General features: G+C 71.1%; 19 protein-coding genes and 1 pseudogene. 13 read left to right on the forward strand and 7 right to left on the reverse strand.

From position 1 onward, the window contains the following. The first annotated feature begins 45 nt into the window (after nt 1-45). The gene (locus AB0I28_RS13470; RefSeq protein WP_357492899.1) at nt 46-435 is read left to right on the forward strand and encodes a cupin domain-containing protein; all 390 of its coding nucleotides are present in this window, start codon (nt 46-48) and stop codon (nt 433-435) included. 1 nt (nt 436) lies between these two features. Here the strand turns inward: AB0I28_RS13470 and narI are convergent, their stop codons facing one another. Genes narI through AB0I28_RS13490 form a run of 4 tightly spaced genes read right to left on the reverse strand, consistent with a single transcriptional unit; the run spans nt 437 to nt 7,196 of the window. After that, nucleotides 437-1,165 (reverse strand): respiratory nitrate reductase subunit gamma, encoded by a 729-nt coding sequence (gene narI, locus AB0I28_RS13475; RefSeq protein WP_357492901.1) that lies wholly within the window; start codon nt 1,163-1,165, stop codon nt 437-439. Then, the gene (narJ, locus tag AB0I28_RS13480) at nt 1,162-1,803 is read right to left on the reverse strand and encodes a nitrate reductase molybdenum cofactor assembly chaperone (protein WP_357492903.1); all 642 of its coding nucleotides are present in this window, start codon (nt 1,801-1,803) and stop codon (nt 1,162-1,164) included. Before narJ ends, narI begins: the two co-directional genes overlap by 4 nt. Beyond that, nucleotides 1,800-3,482 carry a nitrate reductase subunit beta gene (narH, locus tag AB0I28_RS13485; RefSeq protein ID WP_357492905.1) on the reverse strand — a complete coding sequence of 561 codons (1,683 nt, stop codon included), beginning with the start codon at nt 3,480-3,482 and terminating at the stop codon, nt 1,800-1,802. The genes narJ and narH overlap by 4 nt, the downstream gene beginning before the upstream one ends. A gap of 15 nt (nt 3,483-3,497) precedes the next feature. After that, nucleotides 3,498-7,196, reverse strand: coding sequence for a nitrate reductase subunit alpha (locus AB0I28_RS13490; protein ID WP_357492907.1), 3,699 nt, complete (start codon nt 7,194-7,196; stop codon nt 3,498-3,500). 185 nt (nt 7,197-7,381) lie between these two features. Between AB0I28_RS13490 and AB0I28_RS13495 the strand changes: the two genes are divergently transcribed. Both AB0I28_RS13495 and AB0I28_RS13500 read left to right on the forward strand, forming a co-directional pair. Next, nucleotides 7,382-8,626: an MFS transporter gene (locus AB0I28_RS13495; RefSeq protein WP_357492909.1), complete on the forward strand. Its 1,245-nt coding sequence runs from the start codon at nt 7,382-7,384 to the stop codon at nt 8,624-8,626. 523 nt (nt 8,627-9,149) lie between these two features. Continuing rightward, nucleotides 9,150-9,767, forward strand: coding sequence for a dihydrofolate reductase family protein (locus AB0I28_RS13500; RefSeq protein WP_357492911.1), 618 nt, complete (start codon nt 9,150-9,152; stop codon nt 9,765-9,767). A gap of 63 nt (nt 9,768-9,830) precedes the next feature. Here AB0I28_RS13500 and AB0I28_RS13505 read toward each other — a convergent pair. Continuing rightward, nucleotides 9,831-10,053 (reverse strand): annotated as a pseudogene (locus AB0I28_RS13505) (cation transporter); the annotation flags it as partial. Between the two features lie 240 nt (nt 10,054-10,293). Here AB0I28_RS13505 and AB0I28_RS13510 point away from each other — a divergent pair. From AB0I28_RS13510 to AB0I28_RS13530, 5 genes are all read left to right on the forward strand, one after another. Continuing rightward, nucleotides 10,294-11,214 (forward strand): sporulation protein, encoded by a 921-nt coding sequence (locus AB0I28_RS13510; RefSeq protein WP_357492913.1) that lies wholly within the window; start codon nt 10,294-10,296, stop codon nt 11,212-11,214. Nucleotides 11,215-11,307: 93 nt separating this feature from the next. Continuing rightward, nucleotides 11,308-12,594 carry a hemolysin family protein gene (locus tag AB0I28_RS13515; RefSeq protein ID WP_357492915.1) on the forward strand — a complete coding sequence of 429 codons (1,287 nt, stop codon included), beginning with the start codon at nt 11,308-11,310 and terminating at the stop codon, nt 12,592-12,594. Nucleotides 12,595-12,753: 159 nt separating this feature from the next. After that, nucleotides 12,754-13,932: a PHB depolymerase family esterase gene (locus tag AB0I28_RS13520; RefSeq protein WP_357492917.1), complete on the forward strand. Its 1,179-nt coding sequence runs from the start codon at nt 12,754-12,756 to the stop codon at nt 13,930-13,932. Between the two features lie 119 nt (nt 13,933-14,051). After that, a complete protein-coding gene (locus AB0I28_RS13525) occupies nt 14,052-14,387 on the forward strand; it encodes a metalloregulator ArsR/SmtB family transcription factor (protein ID WP_357492919.1) in 336 nt (111 codons plus the stop codon). Then, nucleotides 14,384-14,860: an SRPBCC domain-containing protein gene (locus tag AB0I28_RS13530; RefSeq protein ID WP_357492921.1), complete on the forward strand. Its 477-nt coding sequence runs from the start codon at nt 14,384-14,386 to the stop codon at nt 14,858-14,860. The genes AB0I28_RS13525 and AB0I28_RS13530 overlap by 4 nt, the downstream gene beginning before the upstream one ends. A 31-nt stretch (nt 14,861-14,891) precedes the next feature. Here the strand turns inward: AB0I28_RS13530 and AB0I28_RS13535 are convergent, their stop codons facing one another. Further along, nucleotides 14,892-15,674 (reverse strand): hypothetical protein, encoded by a 783-nt coding sequence (locus AB0I28_RS13535; protein ID WP_357492923.1) that lies wholly within the window; start codon nt 15,672-15,674, stop codon nt 14,892-14,894. Nucleotides 15,675-15,772: 98 nt separating this feature from the next. After that, entirely contained in the window at nt 15,773-16,954 is a 1,182-nt protein-coding gene (locus AB0I28_RS13540) for a hypothetical protein (RefSeq protein WP_357492925.1), read from the reverse strand. A 196-nt stretch (nt 16,955-17,150) separates the two neighbouring features. Between AB0I28_RS13540 and AB0I28_RS13545 the strand changes: the two genes are divergently transcribed. The 5 genes from AB0I28_RS13545 to AB0I28_RS13565 all read left to right on the forward strand — a co-directional run bounded on the left by AB0I28_RS13545 (nt 17,151) and on the right by AB0I28_RS13565 (nt 23,545). After that, complete coding sequence (locus tag AB0I28_RS13545) at nt 17,151-17,807, forward strand: maleylpyruvate isomerase N-terminal domain-containing protein (RefSeq protein ID WP_357492927.1); 657 nt, start codon at nt 17,151-17,153, stop codon at nt 17,805-17,807. 161 nt (nt 17,808-17,968) lie between these two features. Continuing rightward, on the forward strand, nt 17,969-18,280 hold the full coding sequence (locus tag AB0I28_RS13550; RefSeq protein ID WP_357492929.1) for an STAS domain-containing protein: 312 nt from the start codon (nt 17,969-17,971) through the stop codon (nt 18,278-18,280). 402 nt (nt 18,281-18,682) lie between these two features. Next, complete coding sequence (locus tag AB0I28_RS13555) at nt 18,683-20,233, forward strand: pectate lyase (RefSeq protein ID WP_357492931.1); 1,551 nt, start codon at nt 18,683-18,685, stop codon at nt 20,231-20,233. A 135-nt stretch (nt 20,234-20,368) separates the two neighbouring features. Continuing rightward, a complete protein-coding gene (locus AB0I28_RS13560) occupies nt 20,369-23,071 on the forward strand; it encodes a tetratricopeptide repeat protein (protein WP_357492933.1) in 2,703 nt (900 codons plus the stop codon). A 39-nt stretch (nt 23,072-23,110) separates the two neighbouring features. After that, nucleotides 23,111-23,545 carry a GNAT family N-acetyltransferase gene (locus AB0I28_RS13565; protein WP_357492935.1) on the forward strand — a complete coding sequence of 145 codons (435 nt, stop codon included), beginning with the start codon at nt 23,111-23,113 and terminating at the stop codon, nt 23,543-23,545. Nucleotides 23,546-23,586: the final 41 nt, after the last annotated feature.

Raw genomic sequence — 23,586 nt, forward strand, 5'->3', positions numbered from 1 at the left:
TTTCTAGCACTCGCGGACCGCACTCGCCACGGCGAGGATGAGCCCATGGCCAACGAACCCATCGCCCTCGCCGGCGCGCTCGCCTCCTTCGACGCTCTGTGGAGCCCTCGCATCGTCACCACCGTCAACGACTACGACGTGCGCGTCGCCAAGGTCGAGGGCGAGCACGTCTGGCACGTCCACGACCACACCGACGAGTTCTTCTGCGTCCTGGACGGCGAACTGCGCATCGGCCTGCGCGAAGCGGCCGGCGAGCGGACCGTCGTCCTGCCCAAGGGCTCGGTCTTCACCGTCCCGCGCGGCACCGAGCACCGGCCCTCATCACTCTCGGGCGCCTCGATCCTCATGTTCGAGCCGACCGGCACGCCGACCGTCGGCGACCGCCACGAGGCCGTGCCCGGCCACGTCGACGCCACGACCGGGCACGCGCTCTGAGTCAGCGCTGGCGCTCCCAGCCGCGCGCCGCGGGCCGCGCGGCCGGGCCGCCCTCGCGTGAGCGGTAGACGATGTAGGGCCGGAAGAGATAGGCGACCGGGGCGGTGAAGGCGTGCACGAGCCGCGTGAACGGCCAGATCGCGAACAGCGCCATCCCGATCAGCGTGTGCAGGTGAAAGCCGGTGCTCGCCTCGCTCATCAACACGACATCGGGCTGCAGCACGAACAGCGAGCGAAACCACGGCGAGACGGTGAGCCGGTAGTTGTGCTCCTCCCCGCCGGCCGCGCCGAGCAGGGTCGTGGCCAGACCCGCGACGAGGGCGGCCACCAGGACCAGGTACATCAGCTTGTCGTTCCTGGTGGTGGCCCGAAAGACCGGGCCGGTGGTGCGGCGCCGGTAGACCAGGATCGCCACGCCGATGAGCGTCGAGATCCCGGCGATGCCGCCGAGCGCGAGCGCCTGCACGTGGTAGGCGTGCTCGCTCAGGCCCATGCGGGCGGTCAGGCTCTCGGGGATCACCAGACCGATGAAGTGGCCGATGATGACCACGAGCAGTCCGAAGTGGAACAGCGGGCTGCCGATCCGCAGCAGCCGGGACTCGTAGAGCTCCGACGAGCGCGTCGTCCAGCCGAACTTGTCGTAGCGGTAGCGCCAGACGGTCCCGCCGACCAGCACCGCGACCACCACGTACGGCAGGATTCCCCACAGGAGCAGGTCGAGCCAGTTCATCGCACGGCCTCCGGGCGGGTGGTGCTGAAAGGAAGCAGTTCGAGGCCGACCTGCTCACGCGGCGGGCCGCTGCGGGCGAGGGCCTTGGCAGCCGCGACATCCCGCGGCGACGGCCCCGGTAGGAGCGCGCACACCGCTTCCACGGGTGCGGCGTAGACGCTGGCCACGTCGACCAGCGCCAGGCGCAGCAGTTCGAGGCCCGCGCGGTGCTCCTGGAGCAGCTCAAGACCACCGGCGAGGTCGGCGGTGGCGGCGAACTCGCAGACCACGGGCAGGAAGTCGGGCAGCTCCGCGCCGTCGAACTCCACGCCCGACTCCCGGTAGCGGGCCTTGAGCCCGGCCAGCGACGAACCGCGGCGGCGGGTCTCGCCGTCGGTCCACCAGGTCAGGTACAGGCAGCAGCGCCGCCGCGTGTCGAAGACCTCGACATAGTGCTGCGCCGACGCGCTCGCGGGCTGGGCCGCCATGGCGTCCAGGAAAGCGCTGAGCCGCCGTCGCGCAACGCCGCCGGTGAGTTCGCCGACGGCGGCGCGGACCGTCGGAAGATGCGCCAGCAGCGCCTCGTCGGGGTATTGGAGACACAGCGAGGCCGCCTGGAGGACGACGGCCTGCTCGCGTGCGCCGAGAGTCGCGGTCATGGCTTCGGCTCCTCGCCCTCGGGGGTCCGCGCGGGTGGGAAGAGCCCCGCCGGCGTGCCCTTGCCGTCCCAGTTGAGCAGGTTCACGCGCGCGCCCGGGCGTCCCGGATCGGTCACCCGATCGCTCGTCTGCCGGTCGCGCAGGGCGTGGAAGGTCTCCACCGACACCGGTGTCGCCCGCCCGGAGCCCTCCCCGAAGGGACCGCTGTCGATCATCCCCGGCCCGCCCTCGGTGTCGAGACTGCAACCGAGCTCCTCCAGCTGGTGCGCCTCACCGGTGTAGGCGGTCGGGATGACATAGCGCTCCTCGTACTTGGCGATGCCCAGCAGCCGGTACATCTCGACGAGCTCGCCGCCGCTCATGCCCACGGCCGAGGCGATCGACTCGTCGCGCGGCCGGTCGAGGCTGACGTCGCGCATGTAGGAGCGCATCGCGGCGAGTTTGCGCAGGACGAGCCGGACCGGCTCGGGGTCTCCGGCGGTGAAGAGCTCGGCCAGGTAGGAGACCGGGATGCGCAGCGCGTCGATCGCGCCGAACAGGTTCCCGGCGGCCTCGCCGTCGTGGCCGGTCTCGGTGAGGCGGTCCACGACGGGCGACAGCGGCGGGATGTACCAGACCATCGGCATCGTCCGGAACTCCGGATGCAGCGGCAGCGCGACCCGGTACACCTTCGCCAGCTTGTACACCGGCGAGCGGCGGGCGGCGTCGAGCCAGTCCTCGGCGATCCCGTCGCGGCGGGCGGCGGCGGCCACCTCGGGGTCGTTCGGGTCGAGCAGCACGTCGAGCTGGGCCTCGTAGAGCGCCTTCTCGTCGGCGACCGACGCGGCCTCGGTCACCCGGTCGGCGTCGTAGAGGAACAGCCCGATGTAGCGCAGGCGGCCGACGCAGGTCTCGCTGCACACCGTGGGCAGCCCCACCTCGACCCTCGGGTAGCAGAAGGTGCACTTCTCGGCCTTGCCGGTGCGGTGGTTGAAGTAGACCTTCTTGTACGGGCATCCCGTCACGCACATGCGCCACCCACGGCACTGGTCCTGGTCGACGAGGACGATGCCGTCCTCCTCGCGCTTGTACATCGCCCCCGACGGGCACGACGCCACGCACGAGGGGTTGAGGCAGTGCTCGCAGATGCGCGGCAGGAAGAACATGAACGCCTGCTGGTAGGTGAACTTCACCTTGTCCTCCGACTCCTTGCGGAGCCGTTCGACGATCGGGTCGCGCGGCCCGTGCTCGGGCGCCCCGCCGAGGTCGTCGTCCCAGTTGGCGCTCCACTCGACGGCCATCGGGTCGCCGGTGAGCAGCGACTTCGGTTGCGCGACGGGGAAGTCGTCACCGAGCGGCGCGTCGGTGAGGGTCTCGTAGTCGTAGGTCCACGGCTCGTAGTAGTCGCGGATGTTGGGCAGGACCGGGTTGGCGAAGATGGTGAAGAGCTTGTGCAGCCGTCCGCCCGCCTTGAGCCGCAGGCGCCCCCGCCGGTCGCGGACCCAGCCGCCCTTCCACTTCTCCTGGTCCTCGTAGCGGCGCGGATAGCCCTGCCCGGGGCGGGTCTCCACGTTGTTGAACCAGACGTACTCGACGCCGCCGCGATTGGTCCACGCCTGCTTGCAGGTGACCGAGCAGGTGTGGCAGCCGATGCACTTGTCGAGGTTCATGACCATGCCCATCTGGGCCATCACCCGCATGCCTGGTTCCTCTCGTCAGTACTGGACACGCTGGCTCCTGCGGCGGATCACGGTGACCTCGTCGCGCTGGTTCCCGGTCGGGCCGAGGTAGTTGAAGGCGAAGGAGAGCTGGGCGTAGCCGCCGATCAGGTGCGTCGGCTTGACCAGGATCCGCGTGAGCGAGTTGTGGATCCCTCCCCGCCGGCCGGTCGCCTCGCTCTTCGGCACGTTCACGACGCGTTCCTGCGCGTGGTAGACGAAGACCGTCCCCGGCGGGATCCGGTGGGTGACGATCGCGCGGACGACCATGACGCCGTTGCGGTTGACCGCCTCGACCCAGTCGTTGTCGCCGACCCCGATGGACGCGGCGTCCCGGTCGTTCATCCACACCACGGGCCCGCCGCGCGACAGCGACAGCATGAACAGGTTGTCCTGGTACTCCGAGTGGATCGACCACTTCGAATGCGGGGTGAGGTACCGGACGGTGACCGAGGCGCCGTCGCCCTCACCCAGCTCGGGTTCCCCGAAGAGCCGGTGCATGTTCAGCGGCGCCCGGTAGATCGGCAGCGTCTCGCCCATCTCGTGCATCCAGTCGTGGTCGAGCAGGAAGTGCATCCGGCCGGTCAGCGTGTGCCACGGCTTGAGGCGCTCGACGTTGACGGTGAAGGGCGCGTACCTGCGGCCGCCGGTCTCGCTGCCGGACCATTCCGGGCTCGTGATGACCGGCACCGGCTGCGCCTGGGTGTCGGCGAAGGTGATCCGGCGCTCCTCGCTGCCTTCGGCGAGGTCGGCCAGCCGCGTGCCCGTGCGCCGCTCCAGTTCACGGAAGCCCTGGACGCTGAGCCGTCCGTTGGTCGTCGCCGACAGCGCCAGGATCGCCTCGGCCATCTTGGCGTCGGTGTCGAGCGCGGGCCGGCCGTCGCCGGCGCCCCCGAGCATGACGCCGTTCTTCGCCGCCAGCCGCGCGACCTCCTCGTCGGGACGGTAGGTGACGGCCTTGGTGGTCACGCCGAGCCGGTCGACGAGGGGCCCGAGGCTCGCCATCTTGTCGGCGACGGCCGGGTAGTCGCGCTCGACGACCACGAAGTTCGGCATCGTGCGGCCCGGGACCGCCTCGACCTCGCCCGCCCGCCAGTCGAGGACGCTTCCGCCCGGCTGCGCGGTCTCGCCGGGCGTGTCGTGCTGGAGCGGGACGGCGACGACGTCACGCCGCACCCCGAGGTGCTCGGCGGCCAGTTCGGAGAACCTGCGCGCGATGGCGTGGAAGGCGTCGAAGTCGGTGCGGGACTCGAACGGCGGGTCGATGGCCGGCGTGAACGCGTGCACGAAGGGGTGCATGTCGGTGGTGTTGAGGTCGTGCTTCTCGTACCAGGTCGCGGCCGGCAGGACCACGTCGGACAGCAGCGTCGAGCTGGTCATGCGGAAGTCGAGCGACAGCAGCAGATCCAGCTTTCCGCGCGGCCCGTCCTCGCCGCGCCACGCGACGTCGCGCGGCCGGCTCTCCGGGGGAGTCTGCTCCGCGTTGAGGTTGTCGTGCGTCCCGAGCAGGTGCTTGAGGAAGTACTCGTCGCCCTTGGCCGAGGAGCCGAGCAGGTTGGCGCGCCACAGCGTCAGGCAGCGCGGCCAGTTCCGCGGGGCGTCGGGGTCCTCGATCGCGAAGGACAGTGAGCCGTCCTGGAGGCTGCGCGCGACGTGCCCGGCGACGTCGTCGCCCGCCTCGTCGGCGAGGTCGAGGGGGTTGCGGTCGAACTGCGGGTAGGACGGCATCCACCCGAGGCGCGCCGACAGGGCGATGGTGTCCATGGTGTGCATGCCCGACAGCTTCCCGGCGGCCAGCGGCGAGGCCAGGGCGTCGGCGCGGTAGCCGTCGTAGCGCCACTGGTCTGTGTGGGTGTACCAGTAGGCGGTGCCGATCATCTGGCGCGGCGGGCGCTGCCAGTCGGTGGCCATGGCCATCGTCGCCCAGCCGGTGGCGGGCCGGCACTTCTCCTGCCCGACGTAGTGCGCCCAGCCGCCGCCGTTGCGGCCCATGGAGCCGGTGAGCATGAGCAGCGCCAGCACCGCCCGGTAGGTCGCGTCGCCGTGGAACCACTGGCAGATCCCGGCGCCCATGATGATCATGGTGCGGCCCTCGGACTCCTCGGCGTTGGCCGCCATCTCGCGGGCGACCTTCGTGACGTGCGCGGCGGGCACCGAGGTGATCGTCTCCTGCCAGGCCGGCGTGTAGGGCTCCTCGGCGTCGCCGTATCCCTTCGGCCACTTCCCGGGCAGGCCGTCGCGGTGGACCCCGTACTGGGCGAGCATCAGGTCGTAGACGGTGGTGACCTTGCGGCCGGCGACGGTGCGCACCGGCACGCCGCGCCGCAGGACGCCGCCGGTGCCGTCGAGGGCGTCGAAGCGGGGGAGGAGGACCTCCGCGGTCTCGGCGGCGGGATCGAGCATGGTCAACCGCGGTGAGACCTCGCCGAGGTCGAGGTTCCAGCGGCCCATGCCGCTCTCGGTGTAGCGAAAGCCCATGGACCCGTTGGGCACGGTCGCCTCGCCGTCGCGGTCGTCGACGAGGGCCGGCTTCCACTCGGCGCCCTCACCGGTGTCGCCGAGGTCGGCGGCGGTGAGGAACTTGCCCGGCACGTGGGCGCCGTCGTGCTCGTCGAGGGTCACCAGGAACGGCAGATCGGTGTAGCGGCGGACGAAGTCGGTGAAGAAGGGGACCTGGCGGTCGACGAAGAACTCCTTGAGCATGACGTGGCCCATGGCCATCGCCATGGCCCCGTCGGTGCCCGGCTGGGCGGGAAGCCAGGTGTCGGCGAACTTGGTGTTGTCGGCGTAGTCGGGGGAGACCACCACGACCTTCTGGCCCTTGTAGCGCGCCTCGGCCATCCAGTGGGCGTCGGGCGTGCGGGTGACCGGGACGTTGGAACCCCACATCAGCAGGTAGGTCGCGTTCCACCAGTCGCCCGACTCGGGCACGTCGGTCTGGTCGCCGAAGACCTGCGGGGAGGCGACCGGCAGGTCGGCGTACCAGTCGTAGAACGAGGTCATCGCCCCGCCGATGAGTTCGATGAAGCGCGAACCGACCGCGTGGCTGACCATCGACATCGCCGGGATCGGCGAGAAGCCGGCGACGCGGTCGGGTCCGTAGGCGGCGATGGTGTGCACGTGCGCGGCCGCGACCATCTCGGTGGCCTCGTCCCAGGAGACGCGCACGTGGCCGCCTTTGCCGCGCGCCGACTGGTAGCGCAGCCGCTTGTCGGGGTCGCCGGTCACCTCGGCCCACGCCGCGACCGGGTCGCCGAGACGGGCCTTGGCCTCCCGGTACATCTCGACCAGCACACCGCGCGCGTACGGGTAGCGGACCCGCGTCGGCGAGTAGGTGTACCAGGAGAACGCGGCCCCTCGCGGGCAGCCGCGCGGCTCGTACTCGGGGGAGTCGGGACCGACCGACGGGTAGTCGGTCTGCTGTGTCTCCCAGGTGATGATGCCGTCCTTGACGTAGACCTTCCACGAGCACGAGCCGGTGCAGTTGACCCCGTGCGTCGAGCGGACCACCTTGTCGTGGCTCCAGCGGTCCCGGTAGAAGACGTCGCCGTCGCGGCCGCCGGTCTTGAAGACCGCGCGCAGGTCGGCCGAGGTCTCGCGCCGGGTGAAGAAGCGGCCGGTCCGCAGCAGCGCGTCGGCGGCGGGGCCGTCCGTCCCACCGCCGACGGGCTTGCCACCTGCTTGTCCGCGGCTCATGGGCGTCCTCTCCTCGGGCTCGTCCCCAGTAGACGATCGCCGTCGGCGATCATTCGAAACTATGCCAAAAGACCCATGTCGGGATGGTCGAATGCTGTATTGACGAGGGAGCGGCCGACCTGGGCCGCGGTTCTAGGACGGCCGAAGTCGGCCGCTCAAGGGACTTTCGAGGACGGGGGAGCCCCATGACGAGGTCTGCGGCGGACAGCGCGAAGGCGGGCACCGACGGGCGGCAGGGCTTCATGCTGGCCGTGGCCACGATCGGCTTCGCGGTGACCTTCTGGGCCTGGGCGCTGCTGTCGCCGCTGGGCGCCTCGCTGCGCGAGGACCTGGGGCTGAGTTCTTTCGAGCAGTCGCTGCTGGTCGCCGTCCCGGTCATCGTCGGCTCGCTGGGCCGCATCCCGGTCGGCGCGCTGACCGACAAGCTCGGCGCCCGGCGCATGTTCCCCGCCGTCGCGCTGCTCACCGCCGTGCCGGTGCTGTACCTCGGGCACGGCGCCGACTCGCTCGCCGGCTACCTGGCCGGGGGTTTCCTGCTCGGGCTCGGCGGGACGACCTTCGCCATCGGCGTCCCCTTCGTGAACTCCTGGTACCCGCCGCAGCGGCGCGGGTTCGCTCTCGGCGTCTTCGGCGCGGGCATGGGCGGCACGGCCATCTCGTCGTTCACGACCGTCCGGCTCAGCGACTCCTTCGGCCGCAGTTTCCCCTTCGACCTCGTTGCCGTGATCCTCGTGGTCTACGCCGTCGCCGCCTACCTCCTGCTGCGCGACCGCTCCGGCCGGGCCGTCGCGACCGGCGGCATGCTCGCCCGCCTCGCCATGACCTTGCGGCTGCCCGTCACGCTGCAGATGTCGTTCCTGTACGCGGTGGCCTTCGGCGGTTTCGTCGCGTTCAGCGTGTACCTGCCGACCTACCTGGTGACCGCCTGCGAGCTGGAACGCGAGGACGCCGCCGTGCGCACCGCCGGGTTCGTCGTGCTCGCGGTGATCATGCGGCCGGTCGGCGGCTGGCTGTGCGACAAGGTCGACCCGGTGAGCGTGCTGACCGTCGCCTTCGGAGTGACGGCGCTGCTGGCGGTGGTCGTCGCCTTCGAGCCGCCGCTGGTTCCCTTCGGGACCATCGCCTTCCTCGGCATGGCCGCGGCCCTGGGCACCGGCACCGGCGCGGTCTTCGCGCTCGTCGCGCGGCTCGTCCCGCCCGAGCGCGTCGGGTCGGTGACGGGAGTCGTCGGCGCCGCCGGAGGACTGGGCGGCTTCTTCCCGCCGCTGGTGATGGGCGCGGTATACGGGGTCACCGGCGGGTACATGCTGGGTTTCCTGCTGCTGGCGGTGACGGCGCTGCTGGCGGCGGTGTTCACCGCGACGACCCTCCGCCGCCGAGTGGCCGCGTCGGGGGCGGCCTTAGCCGGCAACCCGGCTTGGTCCCGGTAGCCGGGCGATGGTGTCCACGGCGTTGAGCGCGGGCCGAGCACCGGGTCCGGGGGCGGAGCCTCGGGCCCCCGTGCCCGCGTCCGTCCTCTTCATGTCGATGTCCCTCGACGGCTACATCGTCGGCCACCGGGGCGGCGACCACGGCCGCGGCGTCCCCATCGTCCCAAGGCACCGTCCCGCCGGCGTCTCTTCGGCGTCCTATCCGGCCGCGTCGAGCTGGGGATCCTCCGCGTGGTCGACACGCTCGAGGCCACCCACATCCGCTACCGCGTCCGCACCTGAGCCTCGAACGTCGTCTCCCGCAATTCCCCGTCGCGCTCCACCCACTGATCGCACGGTCCGACCGCGAGTCGGGGATTCACCGGAGAAATCTCCCCGATGGGTGTCGGATTGACCCGGCGCCGTTCGTGGAAACAGTGAGAGGCAGCCGAACAGGCCGCCCCACACGACCGGAGACGGCCCCCGCGGCGCAGTGCGCCCCGGTGGATCGCCCGCCGCGTCCGAGGAGAAGGGAACCGCGATCATGAAGCTCACCACCATCACGATGGTCACCGTCGACGGGGTCATGCAGGGACTCGGCGCGCCCGGCGAGGACCGCCGCGGCGGCTTCGAACGCGGCGGATGGGTCGCGCCCGCGTTCGACGACGAGGCCATGGCCTACCTCAGCGGGATCTACCAGCGCGCCGGCGCGTTCCTCTTCGGCCGCCGGACCTACGAGATCTTCGCCGGCTCCTGGGGCGCGATGGAGGACCCCGGCGCCCACCCCGTCGCCGACGCCCTGAACACCAGGCCGAAGTACGTCGCGTCGGGCACGCTGACCGAAGCGGCCTGGCCGGGCACGACCGTCCTGTCCGGCGACCTCGCGACGGCCGTCGGTGAACTGAAGGCGCAGGGTGAGGGCGAGCTCCAGGTGCACGGCAGCGGCGAACTGGTCCGGGCCCTGCTCGGCCACCGGCTCGTCGACGAGATCACGCTGCTCACCGTCCCGGTGGTCGTCGGCCAGGGGACGCGGCTGTTCCCCGCCGACGGCCCGGACGCGGCGCTCGAACTGGCCGAGTCGCGGACAACGCCCGCCGGCGTGACGATCGGGGTCTACCGGCCCACCGGCCGCCCGAAGTACGAGACCGCCACCGCCGACTAGGGACCACGCGGCGAAGTGGGGAACGCGGCTCAAGCCGCAGGGCAGTCGCACCCCGCTTCGCAAAGCGACGGCCGCGGCCGAGGAGACCTCAACGACCGAGTCGAGTCCGAACCCGATCAGGGCCGTCGACGACGCGACGGTCCCGGCGGTCACGGCCACCACGGCTTCGACGACGTTGTACGTGATCGTGGGCGAACACCAGCGCCCGGATGAGGCGGGTCAGCCGCGCCCGCCGCCGCGGAGAGGGCCCGGGCGGGCGTGAACCCAGCGATATCGGTGTGGCCATGGGCGGCTGTCCTTCCCGGCGAGAACGCGCTACTACAGCCGATCCCCGGCGCCCCCCGCGTGTTAATCTGCCTCGCATGCCAGACGACGACATAGAGGGGTGTAGTCCCCAGCCGGGTGCGGCCCGGCGGTCTCTTTCTGGTGGTCGGTGTCCTCGTCCCGGCCTGGTGTTCCCCCTCGTTCTCGCGTGTGGGGCACCGCCCCGCACGCTCCCCTCGCGTTTCCCGATTAGGAGCGGTTCGTGGTTTTCAAGAAGCTGATGCGCGCGTTCGGTGTCGGCGGTCCCAGTGTGGACACGATTCTCGACCGGCAGGACGTCCGGCCCGGTGGCACGGCGTCCGGACGGGTCGAGATCCTCGGCGGTGATCACGACGTGGAGATCGAGCACGTGGCCCTCGGCCTGGTCACCCGCGTCGAGGTCGAAGGCTACGAGGACGACTACGACGCCACGGTGGAGTTCCACCGCACGGTCGTGTCGGGGCCTTTCCGGCTCGCCGCCGGTGAGCGGCGCTCGATCCCCTTCTCCTTCGAGGTGCCCTTCGAGGCGCCGATGACGCACGTCTACGGCCGCCAGCTGCGCGGCATGACCATGGGCGTGCGCACCGAACTGTCGGTCGCCAAGGCTGTCGACAAGGGCGACCTCGACGCCCTGGCGATCTACCCGCTCTCCTCCCAGGAGCGGGTCCTCAACGCCTTCGGCCAGCTCGGCTTCGGCTTCCGGAAGGCCGACCTCGAGCGCGGCCGGATCCGCGGCCTGCTCCAGGAACTGCCGTTCTTCCAGGAGATCGAGTTCGACGTACCGGAGAGCTTCGCGGGCGGCGTCGGCGAGGTCGAGCTGACCTTCATCGCCGACCCCCACCACCTCGCCGTCGTCCTGGAGGCCGACCGCCGCGGCGCCGCCTTCGGTGACGGTGGTGACGGCTTCGGGCGCTGGATCTTCCCGCACGAGGTGGCGCTGCGCACCGACTGGGAGCGCGAGGTGGGGGAGTGGTTGACCGCCCTCGCCGACCGCGCCGGACAAGACCGCGGTTTCGGCGGATCCGGCCGTGGGCATCACGTAGCGGGCGCGGTCACCGCCGGGGTGGCCGGAGGTCTGATGGGCGCCGCCGGAGTCGGCGACGCCGCCGACTCGGCCCACGGCGACGACGAGGACACGCCCTAGCCGCTGACACCCGCACGGTCCCGGCCGCGACCCCGGCCGGGACCTCGCGCGTGCCCTACTGTTCACACATCCGACCGTGGGAGGTAGACCGCCGTGAGCGGCTATACCGGGCAGATCCTGCTCGTGTTCGTCCTGGTGCTGCTCAACGCCGTCTTCGCCGGCAGCGAGATGGCCCTCGTCACCTTGCGCGACAGCCAGTTGCAGCGCCTTGAGCGGACCAGTCGCAACGGCAAGGTACTCGCCAAGCTCGCCCGCGACCCCAACCGCTTCCTGGCGACCATCCAGATCGGCATCACCCTCGCCGGGTTCCTCGCCTCCGCCGCGGCCGCCGTGTCGCTCGCGCAGCCGCTCGTCGAACCCCTGTCGTTCCTCGGATCGGCCGCCGAACCGGTCGCGATCGTCCTCGTCACGCTCGTCTTGACCTTCTTCACCCTCGTGCTCGGCGAGCTCGCGCCGAAGCGCATCGCGATGCAGCGCGCCGAGACCTGGGCGCTGGTCGTGGCCCGCCCGCTCGACTGGCTGGCGACGCTGTCACGGCCGGCGGTGTGGCTCCTCGGCAAGTCGAGCGACCTCATCGTCCGCGCCGGCGGCGGCGACCCCGAGGCCGGACGCGAGGAGGTCTCGCCCGAGGAGATCCGCGACCTGGTCGCCGCGCAGCGCGCGTTCACCGCCGAGCAGCGCACCATCATCTCCGGCGCCTTCGAGATCACCGACCGCATCGTCAAGGAGATCATCGTCCCCCGCCGCGACGTCGTATTCCTCGCCCGCGAGGTCTCGGCCGAGGAGGCCCTGCGGACCCTCCTCGAATCCGGCCACTCACGCGCCCCGGTCACCGGCCCCGGCGGCCTCGACGACGTCTTCGGCGTCGTCCACCTCCGCGACCTGATCGGCGCCACCGGCTCCGTCGCCGAACGCGCGCACGACTGCATGGTCGTGCCCGACACCCTCGCCGTGGCCGACGCGTTGCGGCAGATGCGCTCGCGGCGCGAGCACTTCGCCGCCGTCGCCGACGAGTACGGCTCGATCACCGGCATCATCACCCTCGAAGACCTCGTCGAGGAGGTCATCGGCGAGATCTACGACGAGTCCGACCGCGACGTCCTCTCGGTGACCCGCAACGAGGACGGCACCCTGACGCTGCCCGGCACCTTCCCGCTGCACGACTTCCCCGACATCGGCATCGACCTCGACGACGAGCACGATGACGCCGACTACACCACCGTCGCCGGACTCGTGCTCGCCCAGCTCGGCCACATTCCCACCGCGCCGGGGGAGTCGGTGAGCCTGCCGGGTGTCACGGCCACCGTCACGGCCGTGGCCAACCGCGCCATCACCGAGGTCCGGCTCCGCCGGCATCCCAAGCGGGAAACCGAGGAGTGACCACCGCCGTGGCCAAAACCCCGGGAGACGACGCCGTCGGCCGAGTCCCCTTCCCGTCGTCCGTCCTGTGTGGATCGTCCACATAGCCCTCGTCGCCGGTGGCTCCTAACCTGACGTTGACCCGGCCGAAACGCCCGGTTCACAACGGAAGGCGCGACCATGACCAGACGCCTGCTCCCGGCAATCGGGGGCGTCCTCTTACTGATCACCGCGACGATCCTCATCACGGCCGCCCCGGCGCGGGCCGCGACCCTGCAACCCGTCGCCTCCTTCGGATCCAACCCCGGCAACCTCGCGATGTACTCCTACCGGCCCGACGGCCTGCCGTCGGGCGCGCCGCTCGTCGTGGTCCTGCACGGCTGTACTCAGACGGCGGCGACCTACCACGCCAACTCCGGTTGGCAGAAGTTCGCCGACGCCTGGGGCTTCGCGCTCGTCTACGCCGAGCAGAAGACCGCCAACAACGCCAACCGCTGCTTCAACTGGTTCCTGCCCGGCGACACCGCGCGCGGGCAGGGGGAGGCGCTCTCCATCCGTCAGATGGTCGGCCACGCCGTCACCGGTCTCGGCAGTGATCCGGCCCGCGTGCACGTCACCGGCCTCTCGGCGGGCGGGGCCATGAGCGCCGTCATGCTCGCCGCCTACCCCGACGCCTTCGCGGCCGGCTCGGTGATCGGCGGGATCCCCTACCGCTGCGCGACCGACGTCGTGAGCGCCTACTCCTGCATGAGCCCCGGCGCCGACAGGACACCGGCCGCCTGGGGCGGTCTCGTGCGCAACGCCTATCCCGGCTACACCGGAAAGCGGCCCAAGGTCGCCGTCTGGCACGGCACCGCCGACGCCACCGTCGTCGTCCGCAACGCCGACGAGTCGCGCGACCAGTGGACCGATGTCGCCGGGATTCCCGCGACCCCGTCGGCGACGACCCAGCTGCCCGCCGGCACCACCGTGGAGACCTACTCCGGCGACAAGGTCCGCAGGTATCTCGTTGCGGGCATGGGCCACGGCACCCCCGTCGACCCTGGCACCGGGTCCAGCCAGTGTGGCGCGGCGGCCGCGTACTTCCTCGACACCGTCTGCTCCACCTACCACGACGCCGTCTACTTCGGGCTCGGCGGCGGAGGGCCCGATCCGACCCCTTCCCCGACGCCGACGACCACGCCCGCACCCGTGTGCGAGACCGCGAGCAACTACGCCCACACCGTGGCCGGTCGCGCTTATCAGTCGGGCGGCCGCGCCCGCGCGCTCGGTTCCGGCCAGGACATGGGCCTGTGGAACGTCTTCGTGATCACCTCACTGCGGCAGACCGGCCCCGCGTACTGGGTGATCGGCTGCTGAGCGCGGCGGGGCGGCCCCGGCCGCCCCGCCGGAAGTGCGCGAAAGGCCTCCCGGTCCCGCCGCTCCCCATCGATGCTCAGCCCTTGCGGAAAGTGTTCTTTCGAGCAATACTTAGCCACATGGCTAACCATTTCGCAGAGCTCGACGGGGTCTTCGCCGCCCTCGCCGACCCGACACGGCGCGGCATCGTCCGGCAGCTCGGCCGCGGCGCCGCCAGCGTCGGCGAACTGGCCCGGTCGGCGCCGATCGCGCTCCCGTCGTTCATGAAGCACATTCGCGCGCTCGAGGCCTCCGGCCTGGTCATCACGTCGAAGACCGGCCGGGTCCGCCGCTGTGAGCTCAACCGCGGGCGTTTCGCGCTCATCGACGACTGGCTGAGCGATCAGCGCCGCCTCTGGGAGGAGCGCACCGACCGCCTTGAGGCCTTCGTCACCGATACCGAGGAGGACACATGAACCCTGAACTGGATCTCACCATCGAACGCGTCATCCGCGCACCCCGCGCGAAGGTCTGGAACGCCTGGACGAAGCCGGAGAACCTGGGGCGCTGGTGGCTTCCGGCGCCGACGATCTGCCGGGTCGAGCGGCTCGAACCCCGCCCCGGCGGCGCGTTCGTGACATCGATGAGCGACGACGGCGCGAAGTTCACCGACCACCTCGACGCGTGTTTCCTCGTCGTCGAGGAGCTGGAGCGGATCGTCTTCACCAACGCCGTCGACAGCGGCCTGCGCCCCGCCGCCGGACTGCCGTTCACGATGACCGCCGACATCGCCCTGCTCGACCATCCCGACGGCACCGACTACCGCGTCGTCGTCCGCCACGCCGACCCCGCGACCCGAGCCGTGCACGAGGAGATGGGCTTCGCCGAGGGCTGGGGCACGGTGACCGCGCAGCTCGCCGAGGTCGCCGAGAACGGGCTGCCCGCATGAAGGCGCCCGCGGCCGAGGACGCGGACACGGCCTAAGCCGGACCCGGCTTCGATTCGCGCAACCCGTCGGGCAGCGCGAACGCAGCCAGCGCCTCCCGCAGCGCGACCCGGAGCCTCTCGTCCTCGGCGAGCGCGGCCTGGACGGCGTCGACGTCGGGCCAGCCGGGCAGCCGGTCGGCGAGTCCCCACCCGGCGATGCGTTCCAGCGCGGCCGCCTGACCGCCGGCGGTGAGCCCGAGCGTGCCCCACCGGCTCCGGTAGATCCCCCACCGATCGAGGTGGCCGCCGTCGGCGAGCCGGAGCGGGTAGTCGCGGCCGGAGACGGTGACGTGGCGGTAGTTGGGCTCGCTCGCGTCGAGCAGCGCGATCTGCGGCTCGTCGAGCCACAGCACGAACACCTCGGTGCGGCGGCCTTCGGCGTGCCTTGGCGCGTAGGGGAGGTAGCCGGCCCTGGCGACGTGGGCGCTGTGGCCGACGTTGATGCCCGTGGCGGTCGCCCGGGTCATCGGGATCGCGTCGACGGCGCCGGACCACTTGTGCCGCAGCTGACCGGCCGAGGCGTTCGATCCGATGGCCGCGACCGGTCGGCGGGCGCTCATCGGCGCGACGCCGAGTTCGGCGAGGGCATGGTCCAGGGGCATGCTGCCCCGGCGGGCGAGAGGGCCGCCGTCGAGGTCGAGGATCCGGGAACCCCCCGTGTCGGAGTGGAGCGGGTAGGACCACGTCCCGGCGAGCAGGCAGTCCCCGGGCACCGGTGTACCCGGGTACAGGTGAGGGTCGGCGGACGGGTTGGGGGCGCCGTCGGTGGTCGGCAAGACGGGACCTCCGTGGGACCGGCCGGAGCCACTGCGTTGTTGACGCTGTGATCATGCCGGGCGGTCCGCTCCGGGCGGTCGCCGAGGTGGCACCGTCCTCAGGTCAGCACGCGGTTCTGGTCGCGCGACCAGCCCGCGACCTTGAGCGCGTCGAGGCGCAGGTCGGCCCAGGTGACGCGGGCCGCGAAGAGCGAGCGGAACTCGAAGGGCACCCTCGGGTGACCGTGGGTGGCGTTGTCCACTCCGGTCTCGTTCATGCCCCCGAACAGCACCTGCTGGCTGATCCCGTTCTGGCCGTTGAGTCCGGAGGTGATGTAGACGGCCAGCGAGGTGGTCCCGGCGACGGCGTTGTTGAGCTGGAAGTTGTCGGGGAAGTCCAGACCGTGGCGGGTCTCGACCTTGGTCGAGAAGGCGTCGAGGACGGGGTCGACGTTGGCGGCGAGGATCTGCCGGGACTGCGCCGACAGCAGGCCGTACATCTGCGAGAGCCGGGCCCGGGGCAGCGCGGCGATCTTGTTCTTGGGCTGGCCGCCTTCGAACGGAAGCTGGTTCACGACGTTGGTGATCCGCGCCTGTGCGGCGTTGGCGGCCTGGAGTCCGTTGCGCTGGAGGGTCAGCGTCCGGTCGATCCAGACCGTGGCGTGCATGTAGAGCAACGCGAGGTGGCCGCGCAGTTCGGTGCGCACGGCCGCGGCCTGCCCGCCGGTGGCGTTGATCGGGCCGTTGACGACGTTGGTGACGATGTGGTCGGCGACGGCGAGACCGTCGTCGAGGTGCGTGCGGGCGCGGTCCTGGGTGCTGTCGGGGCGCACGACCGGCCGGATGCGTTCCAGCATCGTGCGCCACTCCGAGGGCTCGAAGCCGACGGTGTAGTGCACGTAGAGCCGCAGGTCGTCGTTGGCGGGACAGTCGCGCACCCGCAGGTTCCCCGTATTGCCGTAGGTGGCGTTGATGTAGAAGTTGATCGCCTGGTTTCCCGCCTGGGGATTGGAGACCAGGTTGGCCAGCAGGTCCTCGCCGGCGTAGAGCTCGTCGTTCATCATCAGCATCGCGCGGACCCGGTCGGTGACGAGGTCGGCGGCGTTCTGGTCGGTGCCGGCCATCTGGTCGAAGCGGCCGACCACGTACTCCATGTTGGAGTACTGGCCGTTTCCCGGGTTGAACTTGTCGCTGACCAGCCGAAACCAGGGGTGCTGCACCAACTCGGTGTCGCCGATCAGGACGGTCTGGTTGTTGTCGGTGATCCTGCGGCGGATCTCGACCTCGAAACCCATGGCCATGGTGCCTCCCGTGTTCGTTTCCCTCGACGCTATGGGTCACCGACCGCGATCATCCAGGTACGAAGGGCAGTCCTGTGCGTCTGGGTGCGCAGGCTTGGGGTGACGCGCGGGCAGGCCCGGGACCGTAACTCGGTCGCCCGCCGACCGGGCCTCGAATCGCCTTGCCCGCCCCCTCGCCGCGGCCTACGATGCGGCGGTGGACCTCTTCTCCCGTTCGTGGACGGCACTGCTCGAAGCGGTCGCCGCGACACCCGACGAGGACTTCGAGCGCCCGTCGGGCTGTGCCGGCTGGCTCGTCCGCGACCTGGCGTGCCACCTCGTGATCGACGCGCAGGACATCCTGATCACGCTGGCCACGCCCGCCGACGGCGAACCCACCGCCGACACCGTCACCTACTGGGAACTCGCCGAGGCGCCCCCGACCGGCGACGACCCCCTCGACGCGCTGATCCCGCGCCTCGCCGCCGCCTACGGCGAGCCCCGGTGGCTCAAGTTCCACCTCGACGACGTCGGCTCGGCCGCAGGGCGCGCCTGCGCGCTCGCCGATCCCGCCGCCCGCGTCGGCACCCGCGACAAGGTTCTCGCCGTCGGCGATTACCTGTCGGTGTACGTGGTCGAGGCGACCCTGCACCACCTCGACCTGATCGCGCACCGGCCGGGTGCCGCCGCGCCGCCAACCGAGACTCTGGCGGCGACCCGCGCCGCTTTGGAGAAGATCGCCGCGACGTCGTTCCCGGCCTCGTTCACCGACACCGACGCGCTGCTGGTCGGCACCGGCCGACGCGCGCCGACGAGCGGGGAGACCGCCGAGCTGGGTGATCTCGCCGCCAGGCTCCCGCTCATCCTCGGCTGAGCCGGCCCGCGGGGCGACCCTCGTCGGCCGGTTTCCTTACCCGAAAGGGTGGGAGACGCCGTTCGCCCCGGATCCGGGCATCGACGCGGGTAGATTGGCCTCCTGTCCGGCGGGCCGGCGAGCGCCGCTCCGTCGCGGTATCCACCCGTCCTGAAGGCCTCATGTTTCTCAAGATCACCAGTACGGGCACCGGCAGCCGGCGGGTCGTGCGCCTCGAAGGCGAACTGGACGTCACGACCGCCAATTCGCTCAGCACCGAACTGGCCGGGCTGATCACGTCGACCACTCCGCCGCGGATCGTTCTCGACCTGTCGGCCCTGGCCTTCTGCGACAGCACCGGTCTGGGCGTGCTCATCACCGCCGCCCACGAGTGCCACATCGCGGGTGGGTGGCTGCGTCTCGACAACGTCCATCCCGCCGTGGAGCGCCTGCTCACCATCACCGGCATGACCGAGTTGACCGGCCGCGACTGAACCGACGGCGGTCGCATGGGCAAGCGCGCCGTGAGCCGCGGTCGCCCGCTCGGCGCGGTCCGGCCGTCGCAGAACGCCGCCCTCCCGAATGCAGGCTTGTTGCAGGTTTGTTCCCAACCGTTGACACGGCTCCTCGGGCGTCTCTATGGTCGCCCATATGGAAAGCGCTTTCCAGACCTAGTGGACCAAGAGAGCCTTCGGCGGGCGTCGACCGGTTCCCTCCCTGCTTCGGCGGCGTGCGCCGCACCCGAATCGCCGGCCCCCGTGTCGTTTCGCGCGTCCATTCGCGCCTCTCCCCGATCAGCACCCCGCACAGCACTCCGCACGCTCCGGCGTGCCGACTCGCCGTGGACGGACGTGCGCGGAACGCAGCAGCACTCGAAGACGAAAGCGAGACGAGAAATGAGACGACCACTCGTATTACGGCTCTACGCGATGCTGGGCCTCACGGCTCTGGCGGCGCTGTCCGGTGTACTCCTCCTGGTGGTGCCCGGCGCTTCGGCCGCCACCGGCGGCGTCACCGGGTACGCGACCCAGAACGGCGGGACCACCGGCGGCGCCGGCGGGCAGACGGTGCGGGCCACCACGGGCACCGCGATCCACACCGCGCTGTGCGGCCGGGCCAGCAGCAGCACCCCGATCATCATCGAGGTCACCGGCACGATCAACCACGGCAACACCGCCAAGGTCTCCGGCGACAGCTGCAACACCGCCGCCGGCGTGATCGAGCTCAAGCAGATCAGCAACGTCTCGATCATCGGCGTGGGCAGCGGGGCGGTCTTCGACCAGCTCGGCATCCACATCCGCGAGGCGAGCAACATCATCATCCAGAACGTGACCATCCGCAACGTCAAGAAGTCGGGCTCCCCGACCTCCAACGGTGGCGACGCCATCTCCATGGAGAGCGACGTGCGCAACGTCTGGGTCGACCACACGACCCTGGAGGCCTCCGGCGGCGAGTCGGAGGGCTATGACGGCCTTTTCGACATGAAGGACAACACGCAGTACGTGACGCTGTCCTACAGCATCCTGCGCAACTCCGGCCGCGGCGGACTGATCGGCTCCAGCGAGAGCGACCGCTCCAACGGCTTCGTCACCTTCCATCACAACCTGTACAGCAACATCGACTCGCGCACCCCGCTGCTGCGCGGCGGCATCTCCCACATCTACAACAACACCTATGTGGACCTGCACGAGTCGGGGATCAACTCACGGGCCGGCGGCCGGGCGAAGGTGGAGAACAACCACTTCAAGAACTCCAAGGACGTCCTGGGCACCTTCTACACCAGCGAGGCCGGCTACTGGCAGGTCGCCGGGAACATCTTCGACAACGTGACCTGGTCGAGCCCGGGCGAGGACAACAACCCCGCCGGCCCGAACCCGCAGTCCAACACCAGCGTGAGCATCCCGTACTCCTACACCCTCGACGGCGCGTCCTGCGTCCCCGCCGTGGTCGCCCAGACGGCCGGCGCGAACAAGGGCAACCAGGTGTCCGACGGCAACTGCACACCGCAGAGCCCGTCGCCGACGACCACCACCTCGCCGACGACCAGCCCGACCGTCTCACCGTCGCCGACCCAGCCGCCCGACGGCACCAACCTGAGCATCGGCGCGGGCTCCGACGGCTCCAGCAAGGCCGACGGGACCAGCTACGGCAACGTCCGCGACGGTTCCATGAGCACCTTCTGGTCGCCGAGCGGCTCGACCGGCGACATCTCGATCAAGTGGAGCTCGGCCAAGACGATCTCCTCGATCAACATCCGCGAGGCCGCCGGCTCGACGGGCGCGATCGGTTCCTGGCAGGTCGTGAACGCCGGTAACGGCACGGTGCTCAAGTCGGGCAGTGGGGCGGGCGTCATCAGCTTCTCCGCGACCTCGCTGACCAAGATCACGTTCCGGATCACCGGCTCGTCCGGCGTCCCGAAGGTCGCCGAGTTCGAGACCTACGCCTGACCCTCCCGAGGCAGGGCACGGCCACACGGGGACCGTCACGGCGACGGTCCCCGTTCCATGTCGCACGATCCGGACCCAGCGGCGCGATCCGGCTACTCTGAGAGCCGGGCTCATGTCGGCTCAGGGGGTATCGCCGTGCTACCGGAACTGCTCACCGAGGGCTTACTGCAGGCCCTGACCGCGATCTTCGGCGACCGCATCCGGCCCGACCCGGTGACCCGGGCGATGAAGTCGGCGCTGTCCGAGGCGATCAAACGGACCGCACAGGAAACGGGTTCGAGCGAGGCCGAACGGGCCGCCATCGTCGAACTCCTGCGCCGACGGCTGCGCGGACTCGACGCCCGCGCGGCCGCCATCACGCCCGACGTGGAGGGCGACGTCAGCCGCACCCTGACGGCCGCGGTGACCAGCTGGGTGAACGCCGGCGAGACACCGCCGGAGGCGCCCGCCGAGGCAGAGGCCATGATCGAGGCGCTCGACCGCAACATCCGCGTCGCCGTCGCCAAGCACGGCCGTCCCGGCGGGCCGCTGGAGACCTTCCACGACCGCCTCATCGCCACCGGCCGCCACCGCGAGCAACTCGCCGCCATCGACGCCACCCGCGAGGACGTCCGCGACATCGCCCGCCGCATGGACGAGCAGTTCCAGAAAGGCTGGCTGTCGGGAGACCTGTTCGCCCTCCCCGCCTCCGGCGAGGTCGCCGGCCGCGACGAGGATCTGCGCGCCCTCCAAGAACTCGTCGAAGGACACGAGCCCACCCCCGGCCGGCCGCTCGTGATCGTCATCCACGGCATGCCCGGTGTCGGAAAGACGACGCTGGCCACGGCGCTCGCCTGGCGCCTCAGCCGGGCGCAGGGCTGCGACGTCCCCTTCGTCGCCCTGCACGGCTGGGAGGCCGACGCGAACGGGGAACTGCTCCCGCCCGCCGACCCGGCCTCGGTGCTCGGCGAACTGCTCGTCGCCTGCGGTGCGGCCACCGACAACGTCGTGGCCTCACCGGCGATGCGCGCCAACGCCTGGCGCGCCGAGGTAGCGCGACACGGATTCCCCGTCGTCATCCTGGACAACGCCCGCGACGAACAGCAACTGCGCGAGCTGCTGCCGAGTTCGAGCGGCTGCCTGGTCCTGGTCACCAGCCGCGACCGCCTGTCCGGCCTGCGCGCCCACGAGTACCGGCTGCGCACCCTGTCCACAGAGGACACCCGGCGGATGCTCACCACCGCGCGGCCCACCGCCGCTCCCGACGCGGTGAACCGGCTGGCGGCCCTCACCGCCGAACTGCCACTGGCCATCGACATCGTGCTGGCGACCCTGCGCCGCTACGAGGACCTGCCCGTCTCCGACATCGCCGCCGAACTCGCCGACGTGTGGGCGGTGCGTGCCGCGCCCGGCTCCCCGGACGCCGACCTGGAGTCACCGCTCGCCCCTGCGGCCAAGGCCGTCTGGGCGGCCTTCGACATGTCCTACCGGCGGCTGCGCGACGTGGAGCGCCGGGCCCTGTGCCTGCTGGTGCGCAAGCCCGGCCGAACCGCGACCGCCTTCGCCCTCGCGGCGCTGCTGGGCACCACTGAGGCGCGGGCGCGCCTGCTGCTGTCGGAACTCGCGGCGGCCAACCTGCTGGAGTTCCACCACGGTGCCATCTGGCGCTTCCACAACCTCATCGCCGCCTACGTCGCCGAGCGCGCCGCCGCCGACCTCGACGAGGGCCGTTGGCGGCAGGCCTTCCGGCGGCTGCTCACCGCCCAGGCCGAGACCGCCGCCGAGGTCGCCGGGCACCTGCACAGCTCCCCCTACGCCCTCGTGCACCCCGGAGCCGCCGACGGCGGGCCCGAGCACCCGCCGCCCACCGGCGAGACGGTCGCCGCCGCACGGCGCTGGCTGGCCGACGAGCGCGAGAACCTGCTGGCCTCGCTGGTCACCGAACCCGCCGACGACGTGGCACGCTCGGCGCTGGTGACCGTCGCGCTGTCGATCGGCGGGCCGCTGCTCAACCTCGGCTTCACCGACGACGCCGAACTCTGCCACCGCTACGTGCTGGGCACCGGCGAGCGGCTCGGCGACGCGCGCGGGCAGGCCGCGGGCCTCGTCGGGCTCGGCAACGTCGCCCGGCTGCGCGACCAGTACCGCGACTCCACCGGCTACTACGGCCGGGCGCTGGCGATCTATCGCGACCTCGGCGACGACTTCGGCGTCGCCAGGGGTCTCACCGGTCTGGGACACGCGGCCCGGCTCAACGAGCGCTACGCCGCCGCCGCCGGACACTTCGCCGAGGCGCTGGAGATCTACCGGTCCGCCGACGACGCCGAAGGAGAGGCGGGCTGCCTCACCGGTCTGGGCGAGGTGGCCATGATGCGCGGCGACACCGAGGGCGCGGCGGCGCACTACGGCCGGGCTCTCGACCGCTACCGCGAGGCGGGAGACCGCAGGGGCGAAGGCGAGGGACTCTGGGGCTTCGCCGAACTCGCGCGGCTCCGGGAGGACTGGGCCGAGGCCGGCCGCCTCTACCAGCGCTCGCACGGCCTGTACCGAGAGGCCGGTGACCGGCTCGGTGAGGCCGACAGCCTGCGGGGACTGGGGGAGGTGGCGCGGGTCGAGGGCCGTCACGCCGAGGCGGCCGAGCTGTTCGAGCTCGGCCGTGCCCTGCACCGGCGGCTCGGCGACCGGATCGGTGAGGCCGACGCACTGCGCGGACTCGGTGACGTCGCCAGGGACGCCGGTCACCACGACGTCGCGCGCATGCGCTGGACCGAGGCGGCCCGCGTCTACGCGGCCATCGGGTCCTCCTTCGAGGCCGTCGTCGCCGCATCCATGTCCACATTGGGCAAGGACCCGGTGTGATGGCCGTTTTCCATGACTTTAAGGCGGTATCCTCGCGCCATGCCGATCGACGCCGACGAGTACGTCATCTCGACCGACCGGGAAAGACTCGACCTCGACTGGTTGCACGACCGGCTGTCGAGCGACACCTACTGGGCCCCTGACCGCCCGCGTGAGCGCGTGGAACGCGCCCTCGCGCACTCGGTCTGCTACGGCGTCTACCACCCCGACGGCCACCAGGTCGCCTTCGCGCGCCTGGTGACCGACCACACGATCATCGCGTGGCTCGGCGACGTCTACGTCGACCGCAGCGTCCGGGGCACGGGCATCAGCAAGCGGCTCATCGCGCGCATCATGGCCGACGTCGAGCCGATGGAGCTGCGGCGGATGATCCTGTCCACGAAGGACGCCTCCGGCCTCTACGAGCGCTTCGGCTTCGGTCCGCAGGAGGACCGCGACGAGTGGATGCAGATCGTCTGGGACGACCACCTGTAGGGCCCGAGAGTCCGTCGAGGGCGGGCATCGACCTCTTGACG

Source organism: Phytomonospora sp. NPDC050363 (assembly GCF_040655735.1).
Taxonomy (GTDB): domain Bacteria; phylum Actinomycetota; class Actinomycetes; order Mycobacteriales; family Micromonosporaceae; genus Phytomonospora.